30 protein-coding genes and 1 other annotated feature are annotated in these 24,271 nt (G+C 54.2%); of the genes, 2 read left to right on the forward strand and 28 right to left on the reverse strand.

Annotated features, from left to right (window positions below; all coding sequences use genetic code 11):
• Window positions 1-14 precede the first annotated feature (14 nt).
• The 28 genes from rplX to tuf (E308F_RS03300) all read right to left on the reverse strand — a co-directional run bounded on the left by rplX (window position 15) and on the right by tuf (E308F_RS03300) (window position 22,476).
• Entirely contained in the window at window positions 15-341 is a 327-nt protein-coding gene (gene rplX / locus E308F_RS03165; protein WP_141263481.1) for a 50S ribosomal protein L24, read from the reverse strand.
• Between the two features lie 21 nt (window positions 342-362).
• Entirely contained in the window at window positions 363-731 is a 369-nt protein-coding gene (gene rplN, locus E308F_RS03170) for a 50S ribosomal protein L14 (RefSeq protein ID WP_106006335.1), read from the reverse strand.
• Between the two features lie 30 nt (window positions 732-761).
• Window positions 762-1,016 (reverse strand): 30S ribosomal protein S17, encoded by a 255-nt coding sequence (rpsQ, locus tag E308F_RS03175; RefSeq protein ID WP_141263483.1) that lies wholly within the window; start codon window positions 1,014-1,016, stop codon window positions 762-764.
• A 33-nt stretch (window positions 1,017-1,049) separates the two neighbouring features.
• Complete coding sequence (gene rpmC, locus E308F_RS03180) at window positions 1,050-1,253, reverse strand: 50S ribosomal protein L29 (protein WP_141263485.1); 204 nt, start codon at window positions 1,251-1,253, stop codon at window positions 1,050-1,052.
• Window positions 1,243-1,677, reverse strand: coding sequence for a 50S ribosomal protein L16 (rplP, locus tag E308F_RS03185; RefSeq protein WP_141263487.1), 435 nt, complete (start codon window positions 1,675-1,677; stop codon window positions 1,243-1,245). Before rplP ends, rpmC begins: the two co-directional genes overlap by 11 nt.
• Entirely contained in the window at window positions 1,677-2,336 is a 660-nt protein-coding gene (gene rpsC, locus E308F_RS03190) for a 30S ribosomal protein S3 (protein ID WP_141263489.1), read from the reverse strand. Before rpsC ends, rplP begins: the two co-directional genes overlap by 1 nt.
• A 4-nt stretch (window positions 2,337-2,340) precedes the next feature.
• Window positions 2,341-2,679 carry a 50S ribosomal protein L22 gene (gene rplV / locus E308F_RS03195; protein ID WP_141263491.1) on the reverse strand — a complete coding sequence of 113 codons (339 nt, stop codon included), beginning with the start codon at window positions 2,677-2,679 and terminating at the stop codon, window positions 2,341-2,343.
• Window positions 2,680-2,690: 11 nt separating this feature from the next.
• Entirely contained in the window at window positions 2,691-2,975 is a 285-nt protein-coding gene (rpsS, locus tag E308F_RS03200; protein ID WP_106006341.1) for a 30S ribosomal protein S19, read from the reverse strand.
• A 24-nt stretch (window positions 2,976-2,999) separates the two neighbouring features.
• Window positions 3,000-3,830 (reverse strand): 50S ribosomal protein L2, encoded by an 831-nt coding sequence (gene rplB, locus E308F_RS03205; RefSeq protein ID WP_141263494.1) that lies wholly within the window; start codon window positions 3,828-3,830, stop codon window positions 3,000-3,002.
• 24 nt (window positions 3,831-3,854) lie between these two features.
• A complete protein-coding gene (rplW, locus tag E308F_RS03210; RefSeq protein ID WP_141263496.1) occupies window positions 3,855-4,145 on the reverse strand; it encodes a 50S ribosomal protein L23 in 291 nt (96 codons plus the stop codon).
• Between the two features lie 54 nt (window positions 4,146-4,199).
• Window positions 4,200-4,856 (reverse strand): 50S ribosomal protein L4, encoded by a 657-nt coding sequence (gene rplD / locus E308F_RS03215; RefSeq protein WP_141263498.1) that lies wholly within the window; start codon window positions 4,854-4,856, stop codon window positions 4,200-4,202.
• 6 nt (window positions 4,857-4,862) lie between these two features.
• Entirely contained in the window at window positions 4,863-5,492 is a 630-nt protein-coding gene (gene rplC / locus E308F_RS03220; RefSeq protein WP_141263500.1) for a 50S ribosomal protein L3, read from the reverse strand.
• Between the two features lie 14 nt (window positions 5,493-5,506).
• On the reverse strand, window positions 5,507-5,815 hold the full coding sequence (gene rpsJ / locus E308F_RS03225; protein ID WP_141263502.1) for a 30S ribosomal protein S10: 309 nt from the start codon (window positions 5,813-5,815) through the stop codon (window positions 5,507-5,509).
• A gap of 62 nt (window positions 5,816-5,877) precedes the next feature.
• Window positions 5,878-7,080 carry an elongation factor Tu gene (tuf, locus tag E308F_RS03230; protein WP_141263504.1) on the reverse strand — a complete coding sequence of 401 codons (1,203 nt, stop codon included), beginning with the start codon at window positions 7,078-7,080 and terminating at the stop codon, window positions 5,878-5,880.
• Window positions 7,081-7,298: 218 nt separating this feature from the next.
• Window positions 7,299-9,377, reverse strand: a complete 2,079-nt coding sequence (fusA, locus tag E308F_RS03235) for an elongation factor G (protein ID WP_141263506.1) — start codon at window positions 9,375-9,377, stop codon at window positions 7,299-7,301.
• 90 nt (window positions 9,378-9,467) lie between these two features.
• Window positions 9,468-9,938 carry a 30S ribosomal protein S7 gene (gene rpsG, locus E308F_RS03240; RefSeq protein ID WP_141263508.1) on the reverse strand — a complete coding sequence of 157 codons (471 nt, stop codon included), beginning with the start codon at window positions 9,936-9,938 and terminating at the stop codon, window positions 9,468-9,470.
• Between the two features lie 20 nt (window positions 9,939-9,958).
• Window positions 9,959-10,333 (reverse strand): 30S ribosomal protein S12, encoded by a 375-nt coding sequence (gene rpsL / locus E308F_RS03245; protein WP_141263510.1) that lies wholly within the window; start codon window positions 10,331-10,333, stop codon window positions 9,959-9,961.
• 21 nt (window positions 10,334-10,354) lie between these two features.
• The gene (locus tag E308F_RS03250) at window positions 10,355-10,606 is read right to left on the reverse strand and encodes a ribosomal L7Ae/L30e/S12e/Gadd45 family protein (protein ID WP_141263512.1); all 252 of its coding nucleotides are present in this window, start codon (window positions 10,604-10,606) and stop codon (window positions 10,355-10,357) included.
• Between the two features lie 38 nt (window positions 10,607-10,644).
• Window positions 10,645-14,148 carry a DNA-directed RNA polymerase subunit beta' gene (gene rpoC / locus E308F_RS03255; RefSeq protein WP_141263514.1) on the reverse strand — a complete coding sequence of 1,168 codons (3,504 nt, stop codon included), beginning with the start codon at window positions 14,146-14,148 and terminating at the stop codon, window positions 10,645-10,647.
• A 29-nt stretch (window positions 14,149-14,177) separates the two neighbouring features.
• Entirely contained in the window at window positions 14,178-17,630 is a 3,453-nt protein-coding gene (rpoB, locus tag E308F_RS03260) for a DNA-directed RNA polymerase subunit beta (RefSeq protein WP_141263516.1), read from the reverse strand.
• Window positions 17,631-17,846: 216 nt separating this feature from the next.
• Entirely contained in the window at window positions 17,847-18,227 is a 381-nt protein-coding gene (gene rplL / locus E308F_RS03265; protein ID WP_054938433.1) for a 50S ribosomal protein L7/L12, read from the reverse strand.
• A 30-nt stretch (window positions 18,228-18,257) separates the two neighbouring features.
• Window positions 18,258-18,788, reverse strand: a complete 531-nt coding sequence (gene rplJ / locus E308F_RS03270) for a 50S ribosomal protein L10 (RefSeq protein ID WP_141263518.1) — start codon at window positions 18,786-18,788, stop codon at window positions 18,258-18,260.
• Between the two features lie 15 nt (window positions 18,789-18,803).
• Window positions 18,804-18,938: a sequence feature (ribosomal protein L10 leader region), on the reverse strand.
• A 19-nt stretch (window positions 18,939-18,957) separates the two neighbouring features.
• Window positions 18,958-19,653 (reverse strand): 50S ribosomal protein L1, encoded by a 696-nt coding sequence (rplA, locus tag E308F_RS03275; RefSeq protein WP_141263520.1) that lies wholly within the window; start codon window positions 19,651-19,653, stop codon window positions 18,958-18,960.
• 53 nt (window positions 19,654-19,706) lie between these two features.
• Window positions 19,707-20,141, reverse strand: a complete 435-nt coding sequence (rplK, locus tag E308F_RS03280; RefSeq protein WP_141263522.1) for a 50S ribosomal protein L11 — start codon at window positions 20,139-20,141, stop codon at window positions 19,707-19,709.
• A 14-nt stretch (window positions 20,142-20,155) separates the two neighbouring features.
• The gene (gene nusG / locus E308F_RS03285) at window positions 20,156-20,683 is read right to left on the reverse strand and encodes a transcription termination/antitermination protein NusG (RefSeq protein ID WP_141263524.1); all 528 of its coding nucleotides are present in this window, start codon (window positions 20,681-20,683) and stop codon (window positions 20,156-20,158) included.
• Window positions 20,684-20,691: 8 nt separating this feature from the next.
• A complete protein-coding gene (gene secE, locus E308F_RS03290) occupies window positions 20,692-20,925 on the reverse strand; it encodes a preprotein translocase subunit SecE (RefSeq protein WP_141263526.1) in 234 nt (77 codons plus the stop codon).
• A 14-nt stretch (window positions 20,926-20,939) separates the two neighbouring features.
• A complete protein-coding gene (gene rpmG / locus E308F_RS03295; protein WP_141263528.1) occupies window positions 20,940-21,089 on the reverse strand; it encodes a 50S ribosomal protein L33 in 150 nt (49 codons plus the stop codon).
• Window positions 21,090-21,273: 184 nt separating this feature from the next.
• Window positions 21,274-22,476: an elongation factor Tu gene (gene tuf, locus E308F_RS03300; RefSeq protein WP_141263504.1), complete on the reverse strand. Its 1,203-nt coding sequence runs from the start codon at window positions 22,474-22,476 to the stop codon at window positions 21,274-21,276.
• Window positions 22,477-22,722: 246 nt separating this feature from the next.
• Between tuf (E308F_RS03300) and E308F_RS03305 the strand changes: the two genes are divergently transcribed.
• Together E308F_RS03305 and E308F_RS03310 are read left to right on the forward strand one after the other, a co-directional pair.
• Window positions 22,723-23,076 (forward strand): SMR family transporter, encoded by a 354-nt coding sequence (locus E308F_RS03305; RefSeq protein ID WP_141263530.1) that lies wholly within the window; start codon window positions 22,723-22,725, stop codon window positions 23,074-23,076.
• 83 nt (window positions 23,077-23,159) lie between these two features.
• Window positions 23,160-23,786: an NUDIX hydrolase gene (locus tag E308F_RS03310; RefSeq protein ID WP_141263532.1), complete on the forward strand. Its 627-nt coding sequence runs from the start codon at window positions 23,160-23,162 to the stop codon at window positions 23,784-23,786.
• The last annotated feature ends 485 nt before the right edge of the window (window positions 23,787-24,271 follow it).

The following is a 24,271-nucleotide window of genomic DNA, read 5'->3' on the forward strand; positions in this document are numbered from 1 at the left end:
TCCTTTACCTGGGCTTAATCAATTACTTCGCCGCACTTTTTACACACCCGGGTCTTGGTTCCATCGGCCAGAAATTGTTTCCCGATTCGAGTAGGTCGGTTACATTTATTGCAAAACAGCATAACATTGCTGCTGGCCACCGGAGCCTCCTTTTCAATAATCCCGCCTTGGGGCATCTTGGGGGTGGGACGGGTGTGCCGTTTAACAATGTTTACCCCTTCGACGATGACCCGGCCTTTAGCGCGGTCGACGCTCAATACTTTGCCTTTTTTGCCGGCATCTTTACCGCTAATTACCATGACCAGGTCACCTTTTTTAACGTGTACCTTAACTGGGGTCAATTCCAAGCCACCTCCCTTTTCCTACAGGACTTCCGGGGCCAGGGAAATGATCTTCATGAAATCTTTTTCCCGCAGTTCCCTGGCTACCGGTCCAAAGATACGCGTACCCCGCGGGTTGTTTTGTTCGTTGATAATTACCGCTGCATTTTCATTGAAGCGGATATAGGACCCGTCTTCACGTTTTATAGCCTTTGTCGTCCGTACCACTACCGCCCGGACGACATCCCCCTTCTTAACCACGCCCCCCGGCGTTGCCTCTTTTACGGAGGCAATAATCACATCTCCCACACTGGCATAACGCCTTTTGGAACCGCCGAGGACGCGTATGCACATCAGTTTCCTGGCGCCGGTATTGTCGCCGACTTTGAGGATCGTCTGTTGCTGGATCATGCTTTACCTCCTTCCCGGCGAAAAATAAGGCTACTTGGCCTTCTCCAGGATCTCAACTACCCGCCAGCGCTTTTCTTTACTTAAAGGTCGGGTTTCCATAATCTTGACTTTATCGCCGATGCGGCATTCATTTTTTTCATCATGGGCCTTGAATTTCTTGGTTTTGCGGATAATTTTACCGAGTAACGGGTGGCGCACCCGGTTTTCTACCGCCACTACCACGGTTTTGTCCATTTTATCGCTTACTACGCTGCCAATCCGCGTTTTACGGTGATTCCTTTCCAAAAGGCCTGCCCCCTTTCTGTACCGTGACTGTCTTTATGCTTGTTCCCGTTTCAGTTCCCGTTCCCGTAATATTGTCTTGGCCCGGGCTATGCTCCGGCGGACTTCCCGCAGGCGCATGGGATTATCTATCTGACCGGTGGCCAGCTGGAAACGCAGGTTAAAGAGTTCCTGCTTCAGCTCGCCCACCTTTTGCAGCAGCTCTTCCGTGGTCAACTCGCGGATTTCTTTAGCTTTCATTGACCTCACCACCCACTTCCGACCGTTTTACGAACTTGGTTTTAATGGGCAGCTTGTGGGAGGCCAGGCGCATTGCCTCGCGGGCTACTTCTTCGGTAACTCCGGCCATCTCAAAAAGGATCCGCCCCGGTTTAACAACGGCTACCCAGTACTCCGGCGCTCCCTTGCCGCTGCCCATCCGGGTCTCAGCCGGCTTTGCGGTAATGGGGGTGTCGGGAAAAATCTTGATCCATACCTTGCCGCCGCGTTTAATATAACGGGTCATAGCTATACGGGCAGCCTCAATCTGACGGCTGGTGATCCAGGCCGGTTCCAGGGCCTGCAACCCGTATTCCCCGAAGTGAATCTCATTCCCCCGGGTTGCCTTGCCCCGAGTACCCGGGCGGTGTGGTTTGCGGTATTTTACCCTTTTGGGCATTAACATTATTTGCGGCCCCCTTCCTGGACCCTGGCCCGTTCAGGTAATACTTCACCTTTATAAATCCATACCTTAACGCCTATTTTACCATAGGTGGTACTGGCCTCGGCAAAACCATAATCGATATCCGCCCTCAAGGTATGCAGGGGTACCTTGCCCTCGCTGTACCACTCGGTACGGGCGATTTCGGCCCCTGCCAGGCGGCCGCCACAGGCTATTTTAATGCCTAAAGCCCCCAAACGCATGGCGCGGCTTACAGCCTGCTTCATGGCCCGCCGGAAAGCAACCCTTTTTTCCAGCTGGGCGGCAATATTTTCAGCCACCAGCTGGGCATTAAGTTCCGGTTTTTTAATCTCGACGATGTTGAGGCTTACCTGTTTACCGGTTAAACGCTCCAGTTCTTTCCGCAGGGCCTCAACTTCAGCACCACCCCGGCCGATAATAACTCCCGGCCTGGCAGTATTGATTATCACCTTGACGCGATTGGCCGCCCGTTCAATCTCCACATTGGCAATACCCGCCTGGTAGAGACGCTTTTTTATGAACTCGCGTATTTTCAAGTCTTCGTGGAGCAAGGTTTTATATTCCTTGCCCGCATACCAGCGGGAATCCCAATCGCGGATAATGCCGAGACGTAATCCCTTGGGGTGAACTTTTTGACCCACGAAATCAGTCCTCCTTTTCCCCAACCACCACAGTTATATGGCTGGTACGTTTCCGCCGGATATTGGCCCTGCCCATGGCCCGCGGCTGGTAGCGTTTCAGGGTCGGCCCTTCGTCAACATAAGCGCGGGTGACCACCAGCTTGCTGGCATCCATATCGTAATTATGCTCAGCATTGGCGACAGCCGATTTTAATACCTTGGCTACCGCCCGGGCCCCCCGTTTGGGCGTGACCATCAGAATGGCCTCAGCCTCCCGCACTCCTTTGCCGCGTATCAAATCAACTACCTGGCGGACGCGCCGCGGGGAAATCCGGATATATTTAGCTACCGCCCTTGCTTCCATCTGTTTACCCCCTACTTCAGCGCTGTGGAACGCTCCGTATGGGCGCCATGCCCCCGAAAGACGCGGGTGGGAGCAAATTCGCCCAGCTTGTGTCCGACCATATCTTCGGTAATATAAATTGGTACGTGCTTGCGGCCGTCGTGAACGGCTATGGTATGTCCTACCATCTCCGGAAAGATAGTTGAACGGCGGGACCAGGTTTTAATCACCCGTTTAGTACCCTTCTCGTTCATTTCAATAATTTTCTTGAGCAGCTTTTCATCACAATACGGCCCTTTTTTCAGGGAGCGGCCCATAAAAAGGAACCTCCTTTCACCCCTTTATTCATTCCGGCGCTTGACAATGAGCTTATCGCTGGGTTTCCGCTTTTTACGTGTTTTAACGCCCAGGGCCGGTTTACCCCACGGTGTCACCGGGTGCTTGCGGCCTACCGGAGCTTTTCCTTCACCGCCACCATGGGGATGGTCCACCGGATTCATGACCACACCGCGCACCGTCGGCCGGATGCCCAGCCAGCGACTGCGCCCGGCTTTACCAATGGTGATGTTTTCCCAGTCGAGGTTGCCAACCTGGCCAATAGTTGCCCGGCATTCTTCCTGCACCTTGCGTAATTCGCCGGAAGGCAGGCGCAGGAGAGCATAACCGTTTTCTTTGGCCATCAGCTGGGCGCTGGTCCCGGCTGCCCGGACCATCTGGCCGCCTTTCCCGGGTTTAAGCTCAATATTGTGCACCATGGTACCAACCGGTATCTGGCTTAAAGGCAGCGCGTTACCGATTTTTATGTCAGCCCCGGGGCCGCTGATAATCTGGTCACCAACCTGCAGGTTTTCCGGTGCCAGGATATAACGCTTCTCCCCGTCGGCATAATTAATCAGGGCGATATTGGCCGAACGGTTGGGATCATACTCAATGGTTGCCACGCGGCCGGGAATGCCATCTTTATCACGTTTAAAATCGATTATCCGGTACAGGCGCTTGTGTCCCCCGCCCCGGTGCCGGACAGTAAGCCGACCCTGGTTATTGCGTCCCCCGGTTTTCTTTAAAGGGGCCACCAGGGGTTTATAAGGTTCCGCAACGGTAACCTCGGCAAAGGTAGATACTGTCATCTGCCGCCGGCCGGGAGAAGTGGGTTTAAACTTCTTAATGGCCATCTTGCTTCTCTCCTTGATTTTAAGCTACTCCAACCCTTCAAAGACCTTTATTTTATCGCCAGGTCTTAAGGTAACAATAGCTTTTTTCCGATCTGGTTGTCGCCCCTGGAAACGACCCACCCGGCGCATTTTGCCGCGGTCCATCAGGGTATTGACCTTCAACACTTTGACGTTAAAAAGTTTCTCGACGGCATTTTTGATTTCAATCTTATTGGCCCCGCGGTCAACTATAAAAGTATATTTATTTTCCGCCATCAGGCCGGTAGACTTTTCCGTTACCAGGGGCTGGATAATTATTTCTTCGGGAGCCCGCATTAAGCCAGCACCTCCTTATTTTGAAGTCAGAGGCCAGAAGCGTCACTTTCTTATTTATGCTTCCTGGGCAATTGCCGGTTTCTCAGCTGGCATAAGGGATTCCTCAATCAGGGATATCGCCTCTTTAGTAATGACCAGCTTGTCATGGGCAAGGAGATCATAGACGTTCAGTCCCGCAGAGGTTAAACACGTCACTCCCGGTAGATTACGGGCCGACAACTCAACATTGGGTTCTTTGCCCGCGGTGACTACGAGGGCTTTATCTTCGACATGCAGAGCCCTGAGAACGGCCACCATATCCTTCGTCCGCGGCCTGGCCAGCTTTAACTCATCCAGGACAATTATATTGCCCTCACGTACTTTGCTCGCCAGGGCCGAACGTAGAGCTAAACGGCGCACTTTTTTGGGCAGCTTGAAGCCATAATCACGGGGCTGAGGACCAAAAATTACTGCCCCACCACGCCATAGGGGCGAGCGGATACTACCCGCCCGGGCCCGGCCGGTTCCCTTTTGCCGCCAGGGTTTGCGGCCGCCGCCGCTAACTTCGGCCCAGGTGCGGGTCGCTGCCGTGCCACGTCGCCGGCTGGCCAGCTGCATGACCACAGCCTGGTGGAGGACGGCTTCGTTAACCTCGCCGCCGAAGATGCGCTCGTCCAGGTCCATTTCCCCTACTTGCTGGCCCTGTATATTGTACACGGCTACTCTGGGCATTGCCTGTTAGCCTCCCTTTACCGAATTCTTAATTACCAGCAGCCCCTGGCGCGGGCCCGGAACGGAACCCTTGATCAACAGAAGATTACGCCCGGGGTCGTTCTTGATAACCTCCAGGCCCAGTACCGTAACCCTTTCGGCACCCATGTGGCCGGGCAGGCGGCGCCCTTTAAAGACGCGGGCCGGTCCTTTGGCCGCCAGGGACCCGGGACGGCGGTGATACTTGGAACCGTGCTCCATGGGGCCGCGGTGAAAACCGTGACGTTTAATGCCGCCGGCAAAACCTTTACCTTTGGATATACCGGTAACATCGACCTTTTCGCCGGGGCTAAAAATATCGGCTTTAATTTCCTGCCCCACTTGATAATCCTGGATATCCTCTAAACGCAATTCCCGGACATAACGAAAAGGGGTTACTCCGGCCTTGCTAAAATGTCCCCGCAAGGGTTTGTTAACCTTCTTTTCTTTGATAGGTTCAAAACCTACCTGCAGGGCTTCATAACCATCGGTAGCGACAGTTTTTTTCTGAATGACGACACAGGGCCCGGCCTGGACTACTGTTACTGGAATGGCCCGGCCGGTGTCATCAAATATCTGGGTCATGCCTATCTTTTTTCCTAAAATACCCTTGCGCACCCTGATACTACCCCCTACAGCTTGATCTCAATGTCAACCCCTGCCGGGAGATCCAGGCGCATCAATGCGTCTACCGTCTTGGACGTTGGCTCGTGAATGTCGATCAAACGCTTATGGGTACGCATTTCAAACTGCTCCCGGGAATCTTTATTCACATGGGGTGAACGTAAAATCGTAAAGATATTTTTCTCCGTCGGCAGCGGGATGGGGCCGGATACTACTGCCCCGGTGCGCCTGGCAGTCTCGACAATTTTCTGGGATGACTGGTCTAACAGGCGGTGATCAAAGGCCTTAAGACGGATGCGGATCTTCTGCCTGGCCATGGGTTATTTACCCTCCTTCATGGCACGGGATCAGGCATAAAGCCTGATCCCTGGCCTGGTAATTATTCAATAATCCCGGTCACGACGCCGGCGCCCACAGTGCGGCCGCCTTCACGGATGGCAAACCGTAAGCCTTCTTCAATGGCTATGGGCGTAATGAGCTCGATGCTCATGCGGATGTTGTCCCCGGGCATCACCATCTCTACCCCTTCCGGGAGTTTCACTACCCCGGTCACATCCGTCGTCCGGAAGTAGAACTGCGGCCGGTACCCGTTGAAGAAGGGTGTGTGCCGCCCTCCTTCTTCTTTCGTCAGTACGTATACTTCCGCGTTGAATTTGGTGTGCGGTTTGATGGACCCGGGCTTGGCCAGCACCATGCCCCGTTCTACTTCTTTGCGCTCTACTCCCCTCAAAAGCGTGCCGATGTTGTCCCCCGCTACCGCTTCGTCTAATATCTTCCTGAACATCTCTACACCCGTCACTACCGTCTTCCTTATCTGGTCCCTTAAGCCTATTATCTCTACTTCATCCCCTACCTTAACTTTGCCGCGCTCTACCCTGCCGGTGGTCACCGTGCCCCGGCCCGTAATCGTAAACACGTCTTCCACGGGCATCAGGAAGGGTTTGTCAACATCCCGTTCCGGCGTGGGAATGTAACTGTCTACCGCGTCCATCAGTTCCCATACTTTGCTGCACCATTCGCATTCCCGTTTGCCGCAGCCGCATTCCATGGCTTTCAGTGCACTGCCTTTGACGATCGGTATCTCGTCACCCGGAAATTCGTATTCGCTCAACAGTTCCCGTACTTCCATCTCTACCAGTTCTAACAGCTCGGGGTCGTCTACCTGGTCAACCTTGTTCATGAAAACGACAATGTACGGTACCCCTACCTGCCGCGCTAACAGTATATGTTCCCGCGTCTGCGGCATGGGGCCGTCTGCCGCCGATACTACTAATATGGCGCCGTCCATCTGCGCTGCACCTGTGATCATGTTCTTCACGTAGTCGGCGTGCCCCGGGCAGTCAACGTGGGCGTAGTGCCGCTTTTCCGTCTCGTACTCGACGTGGGCCGTCGCTATGGTGATGCCGCGTTCCCTCTCTTCCGGCGCTTTGTCGATCTGGTCGTAGGCCGTGGGTACCGCCCCCCCGGCTTTGGACAGGCAGAAGGTGATGGCTGCCGTCAGCGTCGTCTTGCCGTGGTCTACGTGTCCTATGGTCCCTACGTTCACGTGGGGTTTCTTGCGCTCAAATTTTTGTTTGGCCATGTGTCGTTTTGCCTCCTCTGGTATGAGATGTAAGAAGCGGGAGGTTAGAGGTGGGTTTGCGTCGGAACTGGCTGATGCCAGTTCCCGGTTTTATTTTTTATTTCCACCTCATTCTCCCTTTCTGATTGCCAGGTGTGGTGCCCAAAGGGACTGCTTCCCTTTTTGCATTGCCCTGATAGGTTAAAATTCCTTGGGTTATCCCCTGTGCAATCAGTTATTTATGCTCCCTGGCGTTTAGCTATAATCTCGGCGGCAATATTCTGGGGCACCTCTTCGTAATGATCAAACTGCATCACATAGGTGCCCCGGCCCTGAGTCCGCGACCGCAGGTCGGTGGCATAACCGAACATCTCGGCCAGGGGGACAAAGGCGCGTATGACCTGGGCACCGGCCCGTGGTTCCATCCCCTCCACTCGGCCGCGGCGGGCATTCAGGTCGCCAATCACATCGCCCATATATTCATCCGGCACCACAACCTCGACCTTCATGACCGGTTCCAACAGAACCGGTCCGGCCTTTTTGGCGGCATCCTTGAAAGCCAATGAGCCGGCAATCTTAAAGGCCATTTCTGAAGAGTCGACCTCGTGGTAGGAACCGTCTACCAGGGATACCCTGACATCTACTACCGGGTAGCCGGCCAGGACGCCGTTGCTCATGGCTTCCTGGACGCCGGCGTCAACTGCCGGTACATACTCTTTGGGTACGACCCCGCCGACAATCTTGTTGACGAACTCATAACCCTTGCCGGGCTCCTGAGGTTCTACTTCAATAACCACATGGCCGTACTGGCCGCGGCCGCCCGTCTGACGGATAAACTTGCCTTCGGCCTTGACCGGCCGGCGAATGGTTTCTTTGTAGGCGACCTGAGGCCGGCCGACCTTGGCCCCCACTTTAAACTCCCGCAGCAGGCGATCGACAATAATCTCCAGGTGCAATTCACCCATGCCGGAGATAATGGTCTGGCCGGTTTCAGGGTCGGTATGCATCTTAAAGGTTGGATCCTCTTCAGCCAGTTTCTGGAGGGCCAGACTCATCTTTTCCTGGTCGGCTTTAGTTTTGGGCTCAATGGCTACAGAAATAACCGGCTCGGGAAATTCCATGGCCTCCAGGACAATAGGATGCTGTTCGTCACAAAGAGTATCGCCGGTGGTCGTTTCCTTCAAGCCCACCGCCGCCGCAATATCACCGGCATAGGCCTCGTCAACTTCCTCCCGGTGATTGGCGTGCATGCGTAAAATTCGGCCGATCCGTTCCCGGCGACCCTTGGTAGAATTATAAACATAAGAGCCGGATTTTATGGTCCCGGAATAAACCCGGAAAAAGGTCAACTTGCCCACGTAAGGGTCGGCCATGATTTTAAAGGCCAGGGCGGCAAAGGGCTCGTTATCGCTGGAGTGGCGCTCGTCCTCGGAGCCTGTTTCCGGGTCAATGCCCTGGATGGCCGGCACGTCAGTTGGCGCAGGCAAGAAATCTACCACCGCATCCAGAAGCGGCTGGACGCCTTTGTTTTTAAAGGAAGAACCGCAAAGTACCGGCACCATTTTCACGGCAATAGTCGCCTTGCGAATACCGGCCTTGATCTCCTCTTCAGTTAGCTCTTCCCCTTCCAGGTACTTGAGCATTAACTCTTCATCGCTTTCGGCCACAGCCTCAAGCAACTTCTCCCGGTATTCAAGCACTAGGTCTTCCATATCGGCCGGAACAGGTCCTTCTTCAATAGTTGTTCCTAAATCATCAGTATAGTAAATGGCCTTCAGCCGGATCAGATCTACCAGGCCGCGGAAATTATCTTCGGCGCCAATGGGCAACTGGATGGGCACCGGATTGGCCCCCAGGCGGTCGGCAATCATCTTGACGCCCCGGTAAAAATCAGCACCGACGCGGTCCATTTTATTGATGTAGGCGATCCTGGGCACGCCGTACTTATCCGCCTGGCGCCAGACAGTTTCCGACTGGGGCTCTACCCCGCCCACAGAACAGAAGACGGCTATAGCCCCATCCAGAACGCGCAATGAGCGTTCTACCTCCACCGTGAAGTCCACGTGGCCTGGCGTGTCGATAATGTTGATGCGATGATCACGCCAGAAGCAGGTTGTAGCAGCCGAGGTAATGGTAATACCCCGTTCTTGTTCCTGGACCATCCAGTCCATCGTTGCATTACCATCATGCACTTCGCCCAAACGATGCACGCGGCCGGTATAAAAAAGTATCCTCTCGGTGGTAGTTGTTTTACCGGCATCGATGTGGGCCATGATGCCGATATTCCTGGTTTTTTCCAGTGGGTATTGTCGAGCCATAAAGTTTCATCCCTTCTTGTAATCAGGTTTCAGGTACCGGAGGTCGCTGTGAGGTGAGACCCCCAGTTCCTGGGCCCCTGACCCCCACACCTACCACCGGTAATGAGCAAAGGCTTTGTTGGCTTCAGCCATCTTATGGGTATCTTCGCGTTTCTTGACGGCACCGCCGGTGTTATTGGCGGCATCCATCAACTCGGCAGCAAGTTTTTCGGCCATACTCTTCCCGCTACGCGCCCGGGCGTAGTTTACCAGCCAGCGGATACCCAGGGTTTGCCGCCTTTCCGGCCGCACTTCTACCGGCACCTGGTAGTTGGCACCACCTACGCGGCGGGCCTTAACTTCCAGCAGAGGCATTACATTTTTGAGAGCCTGTTCAAAAACCTCTACCGGGTCCTTGCCGGTTTTTTTCCTGATGGTGTCAAAGGCTTCATAACAAATCCGCTGAGCCAACGATTTCTTACCGTTGAGCATGACCTGGTTAATCAATTTAGTAACCTTGGTGCTCCCGTAAAGCGGGTCCGGCAATACCTCCCGCCGGGGAACACTGCCTCGCCGTGGCAACCCTTATCCCCCCCTTACCACTACTTTTTGGGCCGCTTGGCCCCGTACTTGGAGCGGCCCTGGTTGCGGTTCTGGACGCCGGCAGAATCGAGGGCACCCCTGATAATATGATACCTGACACCCGGCAAATCCTTAACCCTGCCCCCTCTTACCAGAACCACTGAGTGTTCCTGCAAATTATGGCCAATACCGGGGATATAGGCGGTTACCTCAATGCCATTGGTGAGGCGTACCCGGGCTACCTTGCGCAGGGCGGAATTGGGCTTTTTAGGCGTAGTTGTATATACACGGGTGCAGACACCCCGCTTCTGGGGGCATTCCTTCAGGGCTGGCGCCGTCGACTTTTTGACGACCTTTTCCCGCGCCTCGCGTACCAGCTGCTGGATTGTCGGCATTCCTTCCACCTCCTTCCCCGGCTATTCTTCCAGGATAACGGCTGAGGCCGAGCCCACTTCGATGCCGCAGGCCCGCCCCAGCTCTTTCATTGAGTCTACCTCAATTATTTCTACACCCCGTGCGCGGCAAAGCTGAATTAATGGCCCGGTTACATGGGGTTCGGCATCCTTAGCTATATAGACCACCCGGGCTGTCCCCTTCATTACCGCTTTGGTGACCTGCTTGGTGCCTACTGCTCGTTTTTTGGCCACCCGCAAACGTTCATAGGACATAGTTCAACCCCCCTGGGCAGTCACACTTTCTTATAGTATCATTTTCCGGTAGCCGTGTCAACAGATTCTAGAGCGGCCTCTTCTTGGGCTTCTGCTTCCGGGGTTATAACCCGGAGCTGCCGGTAACGGCTCATACCGGTACCGGCCGGGATAAGCTTGCCGATAATGACGTTTTCCTTCAGGCCCAGCAGGGGGTCCATCCGTCCCTTGATGGCCGCTTCCGTCAGCACCCGTGTCGTTTCCTGGAAGGAGGCCGCCGACAGGAAGGAATCCGTCGCTAAAGACGCCTTGGTAATACCCAGCAGCACCGGCCGCGCCGTTGCCGGCTTGCCGCCCCTGGCCTGGACTTTCAGGTTGACGTCTTCAAATTCAAAGGCGTCCACCAGGGTGCCGGGCAGGAGGTCGGTATCGCCTTCATCTTCTACCTTGACTTTACGCAGCATCTGGCGGATCATCACTTCGATATGCTTGTCGTTGATGTCCACCCCCTGCAGGCGGTAAACCCGCTGCACTTCCCGGAGGAGATAGAGCTGGACGCCCCGGACGCCCTTTACCTTTAACAGGTCGTGGGGGTTAACGGACCCTTCCGTTAACTCATCACCGGCTTCCACATGGTCGCCTTCGTTAACCTTCAGGCGGGAGCCATAGGGAACATTATAGGTAAACTTTTCCCCATTGGCGTCGGTAATTTCAATCTCCCGCCCCCGCCGGCCGCGGACTTCGTTGATGGCGGTGATGGTGCCGCTGACCTCGGCGATGATGGCCTGGCCTTTGGGTTTGCGGGCTTCAAAGAGCTCTTCTACCCGGGGCAGACCCTGGGTGATGTCTTCTCCGGCCACACCTCCTGTATGGAAGGTGCGCATGGTCAGCTGGGTACCGGGCTCACCAATGGACTGGGCGGCGATGATGCCAACCGCTTCGCCGATTTCTACATCCTTACCCGTGGACAGGTCCTGACCGTAGCATTTGCGGCAGACGCCGTAGCGGGTGCGACAGGTAAGGACGGATCGGATCTTTACCTTTTTAATGCCGGCAGCCACAATGGCCCGGGCCGCCTCTTCACTGATCATGGTGTCGGCGGCGACCAGGAGTTCTCCGGTTTCCGGGTGGTAGACATCCTCCAGGGCATAGCGCCCGGTCAGGCGCTCTTCCATCTTTTCGATTATCTGATTGCCCTCGTGGATCTCCTCCACTTCAATGCCGGCCGTGGTGCCGCAGTCGTCTTCCCGGACAATGACATCCTGGGCCACGTCCACCAGGCGGCGGGTGAGGTAACCGGAGTCTGCCGTGCGTAAGGCCGTATCGGCCAAACCCTTACGGGCGCCGTGGGTGGAAATAAAGTATTCTAGCACCGTCAGGCCTTCGCGGAAGTTGGCCTTGATGGGCAAGTCGATAATCCGGCCGGCCGGGTCGGCCATAAGGCCCCGCATCCCGGCCAGCTGGCGGATCTGCTGAACGTTACCCCGGGCGCCGGAGTTGGCCATCATGAAGACGGGGTTGAATTTGTCCATGCCGGCCATGAGCTTTTTGGTCAGGGTGTCGGTGGCCTTATTCCAGAGACCGATGACCTTCTGGTAACGCTCTTCCTCGCTGATTAAACCTTTGCGGTACTGCTGATCGATTTTCTCCACCGCCGTCTCGGTCTCGGCTATTATTTCTTTCTTTTCCGGGGGTACGACAATGTCGTTGATGCCGATGGTAAAGCCGGCCAGGGTGGAGTAATGGAAGCCTACTTTTTTAATGCCGTCCAACAATGTGGCGGTGGCTTCCGTCCCTAAAAGTTTATAGCAGCGGTCGATGATCTCCGTTAGCTTCTTCTTGTCGACTTCGCAGTTGTAGTAACCCAGCTCTTTGGGGATGGGGATTTCCCGGTTGAAAATCAGACGGCCGATGGTCGTCTCTAAAAGCTTGCCGTCCTCCATGCGCACCTTGATCAGGGCGTGGACGTCGATATCTTTGTTGAGATAGGCCATATAGGCCTCTTCGTAGCTGGTGAAGGCCTTGCCCTCGCCCTTGGCGCCGGGGCTGACGGTGGTAAGATAGTAGGAACCCAGCACCATATCCTGGGTGGGCGAGACGACGGGCTTGCCGTCCTTGGGGTTTAGAATGTGATGGGCGGCCATCATTAAAAGGCGCGCCTCGGCCTGGGCTTCGGCCGATAGGGGCACGTGGACGGCCATCTGGTCGCCGTCGAAGTCGGCGTTGTAGGCCGTGCAGACCAGGGGGTGGATCTGGATGGCCCGGCCTTCCACCAGCACCGGTTCAAAGGCTTGTATCCCTAAGCGGTGCAGGGTCGGCGCCCGGTTTAAAAGTACCGGGTGCTCGGCGATGACCTCCTCCAGCACGTCCCAGACTTCATTCTTTACCCGTTCCACCATGCGCTTGGCGCTTTTTATATTGTGGGCCAGCCCTTTATCCACCAGCCGTTTCATTACAAAGGGCTTGAAGAGTTCGAGGGCCATTTCTTTGGGCAGGCCGCACTGGTGGATCTTCAGCTCCGGCCCGACGACGATTACCGACCGGCCCGAGTAGTCGACGCGCTTGCCTAAAAGGTTTTGGCGGAAGCGCCCCTGCTTGCCTTTGAGCATGTCGCTTAAAGACTTCAGGGGTCGGTTGCCGGGTCCGGTCACCGGCCGGCCGCGGCGGCCGTTGTCAATTAGGGCGTCCACGGCTTCCTGGAGCATGCGCTTTTCGTTGCGGACGATGATGTCCGGTGCGCCTAAATCGAGGAGCCTCTTCAGCCGGTTGTTGCGGTTGATCACCCGGCGGTAGAGGTCGTTTAAATCGGAAGTGGCAAAACGACCGCCGTCCAGCTGCACCATGGGCCGGAGCTCCGGGGGAATCACCGGAATGACGTCTAAAATCATCCATTCGGGACGGTTGCCGGAGGCACGGAAGGCTTCTACCACTTCCAGGCGGCGGATGGCCCGGATCTTCCGCTGGCCGCTGCTTTCCTTCAGTTCCTGGCGTAGTTCGGCGGCCAGCTGGTCGAGATCGATCTCCTGGAGGAGCTCCTTGATGGCCTCGGCACCCATGGCCGCCCGGAAACTGTTGCCGTACTTGTCCCGGTATTCCCGGTATTCCGCCTCGGTGAGCAGCTGTTTCTTCAAGAGGGGGGTATCGCCAGGATCAATTACCACGTAGGACACGAAATAAAGGACCTTCTCCAGGGCACGGGGCGACATGTCGAGAATGAGGCCCATGCGGCTGGGGATGCCTTTAAAGTACCAGATGTGGGAAACGGGGGCTGCCAGCTCGATGTGCCCCATGCGCTCCCGGCGCACCTTGGAACGGGTTACCTCCACCCCGCAGCGATCGCAGACAATCCCCTTGTAACGCACGCGTTTGTATTTGCCACAGTGACACTCCCAGTCTTTGGTCGGGCCAAAGATGCGCTCGCAGAATAGACCATCGCGCTCCGGCTTCAGGGTGCGGTAATTGATGGTTTCCGGTTTCTTTACCTCACCGCTGGACCAGGCCCGGATCTGTTCCGGTGAAGCCAGGCCAATGCGCATGCGCTCAAAGTTGCTTACATCCAGCATTATTCCTGCCCCCCCTCGAAGAACTCGATTTATTCTTCTTCATATTTATCGCCCGGGACTACCCTGGCCCGTGGTTTGATGACCGAAAAATCACTGTCGAAATCATCGCCGTCGACCTCAAGTTCCAGCGCTTCAGGTTCGAGGTCGGCAGGTTCAAAATCCAGGTCTTCTTCCTCATCTTCTTCGGCCTCCCTGGCGGCTTCTCCCGGTTCGGCTTCAGGCTGCCCCTGGATATCCAGGCCCAGATCCTGGGCCGCTTCAACACCATCATCCTCGTCTTCCTTAATCTCGATCTCTTCGTTTTCTTCGGATAGGACTTTGACATCCAGCCCCAGGCTCTGAAGTTCCTTAATTAATACCTTAAAGGATTCCGGCACCCCCGGCTCAGGGACATTTTCTCCTTTCACGATGGCCTCGTATGTCTTGACGCGGCCGACGACGTCATCGGATTTTACCGTCAGGATCTCCTGGAGGGTATAGGCTGCACCATAGGCCTCCAGGGCCCAGACCTCCATTTCCCCGAAACGCTGGCCACCAAACTGGGCTTTACCGCCCAGGGGTTGCTGGGTAACCAGGGAATAGGGGCCGGTAGACCGGGCGTGGATCTTGTCATCCACCAGGTGAGCCAGTTTCAGCATGTACATATAACCAACGGTAATGGGACGGTCAAAGGGCTCGCCGGTACGGCCGTCATAAAGTATGGTCTTGCCGTCTTCAGGCAGGCCGGCTTCTCGCAGTTTTTCCTTAATTTCCTCTTCTGAAGCCCCGTCGAAAACCGGAGTGGCTACATGGATCCCCAAGGTTTTGGCCGCCCAGCCCAGGTGGGTTTCGAGGATCTGGCCCAAATTCATTCGCGAAGGCACGCCCAGGGGATTTAAAACAATCTCAATAGGCGTACCGTCGGGAAGGAAAGGCATATCCTCCTCAGGTAGAATGCGGGAGATAACGCCCTTGTTCCCGTGGCGCCCGGCCATCTTGTCACCTACGGAAATCTTCCTTTTCTGGGCGACGTAAACCCGGACCAGCTCATTGACCCCGGGCGCCAGTTCATCGCCATTCTCCCGGGAAAAGACCTTGACATCGACGACAATACCAGATTCCCCGTGGGGCACCCTTAAAGAGGTATCCCTTACTTCCCGGGCCTTTTCGCCAAAAATAGCCCTGAGCAAACGCTCTTCGGCAGTCAGCTCCGTCTCGCCCTTGGGAGTGACTTTTCCTACCAGGATGTCACCCGGGCGTACCTCGGCCCCGATCCGGATGATGCCCCGCTCGTCCAGGTCTTTTAAAACGTCTTCACTGACGTTGGGAATATCGCGGGTGATCTCTTCCGGGCCCAGTTTGGTATCCCGGGCGTCGCATTCATATTCTTCAATGTGAATAGAGGTAAAAATGTCTTCCTTGACCAGCTTCTCGCTAATGAGGATGGCGTCCTCATAGTTGTACCCTTCCCAGGTCATGAAGGCCACCAGGATATTGCGGCCCAGGGCCAGCTCGCCCTGATTGGTGGAAGGTCCGTCGGCTATGGGTTGGCCGGCCGTTACCCGCTCCCCTTTACGAACGATGGGTTTCTGGTTAATGCAGGTGCCCTGGTTGGAACGGGCGAATTTTTGCAGGCGGTAGGTATCCAGAGTACCGTCATCGCTACGAATGACAATCTCGCGAGCCGTTACCCTTTCAACAATGCCGCTGTTTCTGGCCAGGACAACTGCCCCGGAATCGCGAGCCGCCCGCCATTCCATACCGGTACCTACCACCGGCGCCTCAGTCCGTAAAAGAGGTACGGCCTGGCGCTGCATGTTGGCTCCCATGAGGGCCCGGTTGGCATCATCATGCTCCAGGAAAGGGATGAGGGCCGTGGCCACACTCACCATCTGCTTGGGAGATACGTCCATATAATCAACCCGGTCGGCCGGCACAACTACGATTTCCCCGGCATGACGGGCATTAACCCGCTTCTCTAGGAAGCGGCCTTCTTCATCAAGGGGAGCGTTGGCCTGGGCGATGACGTACTTGTCCTCTTCATCGGCAGTCAGGTAATGAATTTCGTTGGTGACGACGCCCTTTTCTTTATCTACCCGGCGGTAGGGGGTTTCAATAAAACCAAACTCATTAATGCGGGCATAGGTACTTAAAGAACCAATCAGGCCAATGTTCGGGCCTTCAGGGGTCTCAATGGGACACATGCGGCCGTAGTGGGAAGTATGCACGTCCCGCACTTCAAAGCCGGCCCGTTCCCGGGACAGGCCGCCGGGACCCAGGGCCGAAAGGCGCCGTTTATGGGTTAACTCGGCCAGGGGGTTAGTCTGGTCCATAAATTGGGACAGCTGGCTGGAACCAAAGAATTCCTTGATGGCCGCAACTACCGGCCGGATGTTAATCAACACCTGGGGAGTGATGACGTCTACATCCTGAATGGTCATCCGCTCCCGCACCACCCGCTCCATGCGGGCGAGGCCAATGCGGAACTGGTTCTGGAGGAGCTCGCCGACGGAACGCAGGCGGCGGTTACCAAGGTGGTCAATATCGTCAGGTTTAACCTCGCCATCCATAAGGCGCAGGAGGTATTTGATGGCGTGGATAATATCCTCTTTTGTAAGGCAACGAATATATTCCTGCCGGCCGTTAACTTCCTGGGTCAAAATGCCATGACCTAACTTTTTGTTCAGCTTGTAGCGACCGACATTACCCAGATCGTAGCGCTTGGGATCAAAGAACAGGGATTCCAGGAGGTTCCTGGCACTCTCGACAGTTGGAGGCTCACCAGGACGCAGGCGTTTATAGATCTCTACCAGGGCTTCCTCTTCGGAATCGGTGTTATCCTTTTCCAGGGTATTCTGGATACGCGTGTCATAGTCAAAGAGTTCGAGGATGCGGGCATTGGTGGTATACCCCAGGGCGCGCAGCAGGACGGTGACCGGGATCTTCCGCGTACGGTCAATACGGACATAGATGCTTTCGGTATTATCGGTTTCGAACTCCAACCAAGCACCCCTGTTGGGAATAAGAGTGGCGCCGTATACTTTCGCCCCGCTGGCATCAATACTTTCCGTATAGTAGGCCCCTGGTGAACGGACCAACTGGCTGACAATAACCCTCTCGGCACCATTAATGATAAAGGTGCCCTTTTCCGTCATGAGAGGGAAATCCCCCATAAAGACTTCCTGCTCTTTAACCTCGCCTGTTTCTCTATTAATTAGACGAACCTTGACCCGCAGGGGGGCAGCATAGGTCATATCCCGTTCTTTGCATTCTTCCTGGGAGTACTTGGGCTCACCCAGGGAATAATCAACAAACTCCAGGACCAGGTTGCCGGTAAAATCCTGGATTGGTGAAATGTCATGCAAAATTTCCCGTAAACCTTCGTCAATGAACCACTGATAGGAGTTACGTTGAATTTCAATCAGGTTTGGTAACCCCAGGGTTTCCTTGATTTTGGCAAAGGTCCAACGTTCCCTGGTCCCGACTTTGACCGGATAAGCCAACTTGAGTCCCCCCCACAAGAAATTCAAAAGCAAGGTGATGACAACCTCGCTTTTGACCTTTAAAGTTCCTGCTACCTATTATTGCCGTCCAAGGAAAGACTTAATCATGCGGCAGCAATTTAATGGCATTTTGATATGTTAGCATAAATAACGATTGCTGTCAAGGAAAAAATCATAGCCGGGGAGGGGCAGTCCCCGGCTTCTGGCAGCAGGCAACTATTTGATTTCCACAGTGGCGCCGGCTTCTTCCAGCTTGGCCTTGATGCTTTCGGCTTCCTCTTTGCTAACCTTCTCTTTAACCGGCTTGGGAGCGTTGTCCACCAGGTCTTTGGCTTCTTTGAGGCCCAGAGCGGTAATTTCGCGTACTACCTTGATGACGTTAATCTTCTTGTCGCCGGCGGACTTCAGGATGACGTCAAATTCAGTCTGCTCTTCTGCCGGGGCTTCCGCCGGGGCAGCTGCTCCCGGGGCTACGGCCATGGCTACCGGCGCGGCAGCACTGACGCCAAATTCTTCTTCCAGGGCCTTAACCAGTTCGGCGAGCTCCAGCACCGTCAAACCTTTGACGGCATCGATAATTTCTTGAACTTTGCTCATGATTGAGACTCACTCCTTTAAAAATAATTCTTAAGCTGCTTCTTCCTTCTTTTTGCGGATGGCCTCCAGGACGTAGACCAAATTGCGGGTATTGCCGGCCAGGACGTTGACCAGCCCGGCCAGGGGGGCCTGGAAACCGCCCACCACTTTGGCCAGGAGTTGTTCACGGGAGGGCAGGTCAGCCAGGGCTTTGATTTCGTCCAGGCCAATAACCCTCCCCTGCAAAACGCCCGCCTTGATCTGGAAGGTTTTGCTGTTGCGCATTACTTCCGATAAAATTTTAGCAGGTGCCGCAGGGTCGTTTAAGCTAAAGGCCGCGGCAGTTGGCCCTTCCAGGAAAGGTTCAAGGCCATCCAGCCCCAATTCCTGCGCGGCCCTGCGTGTGAGGGTATTTTTCACTACTTTAAATTCCACTCCGGCTTCCCGTAACTGACGGCGCAGCCTGGTCATTTCAGCTACATTCATTCCCCGGTAGTCGGCCAGGATGGTTACTATAGAGTTACTCAGCTTTTCCTTTATTTCGGCCACTACCGCCGCCTTGGCTTCCCGCTGCTTGTTCATTTTCCCACCTCCGTTCTGCCAAAAATAAAAGCCCCCGCAGACAAGCGAGGGCAAATGGCAAAATAAATAACAGACAATTTTATACTACCTCGGCAGGAAATATTAAGCCTTAAAGGCACCTGCTGTCTACGGTAAATACCGGTATGAAGTTTTAACTGTACTTATTTATTTACTTTGTGGCCCGCAGAGGATTAACTTTTATCCCCGGACCCATGGTCGAAGAAATACTTATGCTCTTTAAATACTGGCCCTTGGCCGCTGCCGGTTTGGCCCTTACCAGAGCCTCTATTAGGGCCTGGAAGTTTTCTTTAAGCTTACCTTCCTCAAAACTGGCTTTGCCTATGGGGGCATGGACAATGGCCGTCTTATCTACCCGGAATTCAATTTTACCGGCCTTGACTTCCTTGATGGCCCGGGCCAGGTCCATGGTCACTGTTCCCGACTTGGGATTGGGCATAAGTCCCCGGGGACCTAAAATACGGCCCAGCTTGCCAACCGTACCCATCATATCAGGGGTGGCAATGGCCACATCAAAGTCGAGCCAGCCGCCCTGAATTTTTTCTACCAGGTCTTCGGCGCCCACAAAGTCGGCCCCGGCTTCCTCGGCTTCCCTGGCCTTTTCTCCCTTGGCAAACACCAGCACCCGCCGGGTTTTACCGGTACCATTGGGCAGGACTACCGTCCCACGTACCTGTTGGTCGGCATGGCGGGGGTCAACCCCCAGTCTTACAGCCACTTCAATAGTTTCATCGAATTTGGCGCTGGCCGTTTTCTTGACCAGGGCTATAGCTTCGCCGGGTTCGTAAAGCTGCTGCCTGTCTACCAGTTTACTAATTTCGCGGTACCTTTTACCATGCTTGGGCATTTGGGCATTCCTCCTTGTGGTTCCAGCGGATTACTCCTCCCACCAGCCTATGTTTAAGCCTCTACTTCCACACCCATGCTGCGGGCAGTGCCTTCAATCATGCGCATGGCAGCTTCAATACTGGCGGCATTAAGATCCTTCATCTTGAGCTCGGCAATCTCCCGGATCTTTTCCCGGGAAACCTTACCGACTTTTTTACGGTTGGGCTCTCCGGAAGCCGTCTCTATGCCCAACGCTTTTTTTAGCAAAACGGCTGCCGGAGGCGTTTTGGTAATAAAGGTAAAGGAACGATCTTCGTAAACAGTTATCTCTACCGGGATAATCAGGCCCGCCTGGTTGGCTGTCCGGTCGTTAAACTCTTTGACGAAGGCCATAATGTTAACCCCGTGCTGGCCCAGGGCCGGTCCTACCGGCGGTGCCGGCGTCGCCTTGCCTGCCGGGACCTGAAGTTTAACCACTGCTGTTACTTTCTTGGCTTTGGGTGCCAATTTTAACACCTCCTTTAAACGATTTTCTCGATCTGGTTGATATCCAGCTCAATGGGCGTTTCCCGTCCGAACATGGAAACCATAACCTTTATCTTACCCTTATCGGGCTGGATCTCTTCTATCGAACCAATAAAGTTTTCAAAGGGGCCGCTGGTTACGCGTACATTTTCCCCCACGGCTACATCGATCCGTGGCCGCGGCTCTTCGACACCCATCTGTTGCAGGATTTGCTGAGCCTCTTCTTCCCGGAGGGGTATGGGCTTATTACCTGTACCCACAAAACCGGTGACCCCCGGTGTGTTGCGCACTACATACCAGGAAGCGTCGGTCAAAATCATTTCGACCAGAACATAACCGGGGTATATTTTCCGTTTGACGATTTTGCGCTTGCCGTCCTTAACCTGGATCTCATCTTCCATGGGCACTACTACCCGAAAGATTTTATCGCCCATGTTCATAGATTCGACGCGCTTTTCCAGGTTGGCCTTGACCTTATTTTCGTAGCCAGAATAAGTGTGAATGACAAACCAGGCCTTTTCCATGTTAACCTCTACCGCAAAATCAATTTGCCTAGAAGAAAACTAAAGACAGAATCAAAGAGCCATAATAAGGCCGCCACAATGAATACCGAAACCAGTACCACGGCAGTATAGGTTACCAGTTCCTTGCGGGATGGCCAGTGGACCTTTTTTAACTCAGCCCACGATCCCCGGAAAAATTTGCTGGCCTGTTCTTTAAAACTGGTTTTGTTGTTAACGGTTCTGGCTACAGTCTTGGTTGCCATTTAAAAAACCTGCCCTATTTCGTTTCTTTGTGCACAGTGTGCCTGCCGCAGTTACTGCAGTACTTTTTCAGTTCCAGGCGATCGGGGTCATTCTTTTTATTTTTGCTGGAAGTATAATTACGGCGCTTGCATTCAGTACATGCCAGGGTAATCCCCACCCGCACTGCCGGCCACCTCCATTTATGATCAAAGTGGGGAGGTGGAAAATTGCCACCATGGCAATTCCCGCCTTCCCACTTCTTTTAATTTCCCTACTTACAAAACCTTTCTTTACCGCCCTAGATTTTCCCTGTACGGCTAAACACTTTAATTAGTTTGCCATAAATATAAAGCCCTGTCAATATCTATTTATTCAATAATCCCGGTCACGACGCCGGCGCCCACAGTGCGGCCGCCTTCACGGATGGCAAACCGTAAGCCTTCTTCAATGGCTATGGGCGTAATGAGCTCGATGCTCATGCGGATGTTGTCCCCGGGCATCACCATCTCTACCCCTTCCGGGAGTTTCACTACCCCGGTCACATCCGTCGTCCGGAAGTAGAACTGCGGCCGGTACCCGTTGAAGAAGGGTGTGTGCCGCCCTCCTTCTTCTTTCGTCAGTACGTATACTTCCGCGTTGAATTTGGTGTGCGGTTTGATGGACCCGGGCTTGGCCAGCACCATGCCCCGTTCTACTTCTTTGCGCTCTACTCCCCTCAAAAGCGTGCCGATGTTGTCCCCCGCTACCGCTTCGTCTAATATCTTCCTGAACATCTCTACACCCGTCACTACCGTCTTCCTTATCTGGTCCCTTAAGCCTATTATCTCTACTTCATCCCCTACCTTAACTTTGCCGCGCTCTACCCTGCCGGTGGTCACCGTGCCCCGGCCCGTAATCGTAAACACGTCTTCCACGGGCATCAGGAAGGGTTTGTCAACATCCCGTTCCGGCGTGGGAATGTAACTGTCTACCGCGTCCATCAGTTCCCATACTTTGCTGCACCATTCGCATTCCCGTTTGCCGCAGCCGCATTCCATGGCTTTCAGTGCACTGCCTTTGACGATCGGTATCTCGTCACCCGGAAATTCGTATTCGCTCAACAGTTCCCGTACTTCCATCTCTACCAGTTCTAACAGCTCGGGGTCGTCTACCTGGTCAACCTTGTTCATGAAAACGACAATGTACGGTACCCCTACCTGCCGCGCTAACAGTATATGTTCCCGCGTCTGCGGCATGGGGCCGTCTGCCGCCGATACTACTAATATGGCGCCGTCCATCTGCGCTGCACCTGTGATCATGTTCTTCACGTAGTCGGCGTGCCCCGGGCAGTCAACGTGGGCGTAGTGCCGCTTTTCCGTCTCGTACTCGACGTGGGCCGTCGCTATGGTGATGCCGCGTTCCCTCTCTTCCGGCGCTTTGTCGATCTGGTCGTAGGCCGTGGGTACCGCCCCCCCGGCTTTGGACAGGCAGAAGGTGATGGCTGCCGTCAGCGTCGTCTTGCCGTGGTCTACGTGTCCTATGGTCCCTACGTTGACGTGGGGTTTCTTGCGTTCAAATTTTTGTTTGGCCATGTGTCGTTTTGCCTCCTCCTAAAATAGCATTCCTATTCGTATCCCTTGCGCCGCGCCTCTTTCACGTAGCCGGGCGTGGCTATTCGCAAAAGATATTTCTACATTAGTTAGCCTTTTCCTGCTTGTACCCTGTATATTATTACCCCGATGCTGTAAAATAATTCCGGTAACAGGTTGCTTTTGCCAAAAACAAGGATATAATAGACTTGCGTCTAAACTTCAATTATTGGGGAGAAGGCCTAATCCATGCCCGTCCTTTTCTTAATCTTTTTATCCGTCTTCCTGGGAGCCGGTGCTCAGGTATTATTTAAAGTCGGTGTCCTGCAGCTGGATAGCCTTAAGTTTAATATTCCAGGGATCACCAGCTTGCTTTTCAGCCCTTACATCATAGGAGGCCTGGCAGCCTTTGCCACCAGTTTCCTCCTCTGGTTGAAAATCCTGGCCTCAGTCCCTTTAAGTTATGCCTATCCTATGGTCAGCCTGGGTTATGTCTTTGTCTTCTTGCTCTCCTGGTTATACCTGGGGGAAAGCCTGCCGGTCTTACGTATCGTAGGATTGGCCTTGATTATCAGCGGCATCCTTCTTATTGCCTGGAGCTAATTTTTACTGTTTTTAGGATAAAATCCGTTACAGGGCTTTGCGGACCACTTTGACTGGAAAAATAGCAGGCAGGTGATACTTAAATGCGGGATTTTCGTTTGGCAGATATAAAGGCTAAAGTAAAACAACACCAAAGCGGGCTCCTGGACGCCCGCCTGTATGCTCAATCCGCCGTCCTTTTACCCCTGCTAAAAGAAAATGACGGTTCCCTCTCGCTCCTTTTTGAAATACGTTCCCGCAATTTAAAAACCCAGCCAGGAGAGATTTGTTTCCCCGGCGGGCGTCTTCAACCCGGCGACAGGGGTGAGAAAGATGCAGCCTTAAGGGAAACCTGTGAGGAACTAGGGCTGGTCGCGGATTCTATTGCAATCTGGGGCGGCCTGGACATCCTGGTTACTCCCTTCCAGCAGGTCATCCACCCCTTTGTCGGCCTCTTGCGAGAGCCCCAAAGCATCAACCCCAACCCCCTGGAGGTAGAGAAAGTCTTTACGGCACCGCTGGACCGGCTCCTGAGGCTTACCCCTGAGTATCACGAAATTACGCTACAGGTACAACCACCGGCAGATTTCCCCTTCCATAAGATTCCCTATGGCCGGCAATACCCCTGGCGCCGGGCCACCTGGCCTGAGCTGTTCTACGAGTTTGAAGGTTGGATTATCTGGGGGCTGACCGCTCGGATCCTGCACCATTTTCTTAGTATTATCAGATAACCCGGGAAATTTGAACTCAGGCTAGAAGTCGTGCTCTTGCTTGTTGGCGTAACCAGGGATTCGCTAGCGTATCGAAGGGTATCCGTATAACGAATACCCTGCCAGTTAGTATATGAGGAGGGAGCTAGTCGCCCCCTCCTACTCAATTGCTAGTTACCGAAGAACAGCAGGATGAGAACCAGGAACAGGATCAAGGCCCAGCTGCCGGAGAAACCTGGTCCGAAGAAGCCGCCCATGATTATTCCCCCTTTCTATAATACCTAACCAGGATTAGTTGCCAAAGAAGAGCAGGATAAGGATCAGAAACAGAATTAAGGCCCAGCTGCCAAATGGACCTGGTCCGAAGAAGCCGCCCATGGTTATTCCCCCTTTCTCCGGTAGTTATAGGCGGTTAATTACCGAAGAACAGCAGAATCAGTACCAGGAAGAGGATAAAAGCCCAGTTGCCAAAAACAAATCCGTCTGCCATCATGTGGTCCCCCCTT

This window comes from Moorella sp. E308F, from assembly GCF_006538365.1.
In the GTDB taxonomy this organism is placed as follows: Bacteria; Bacillota; DSM-521; order Neomoorellales; family Neomoorellaceae; genus Neomoorella.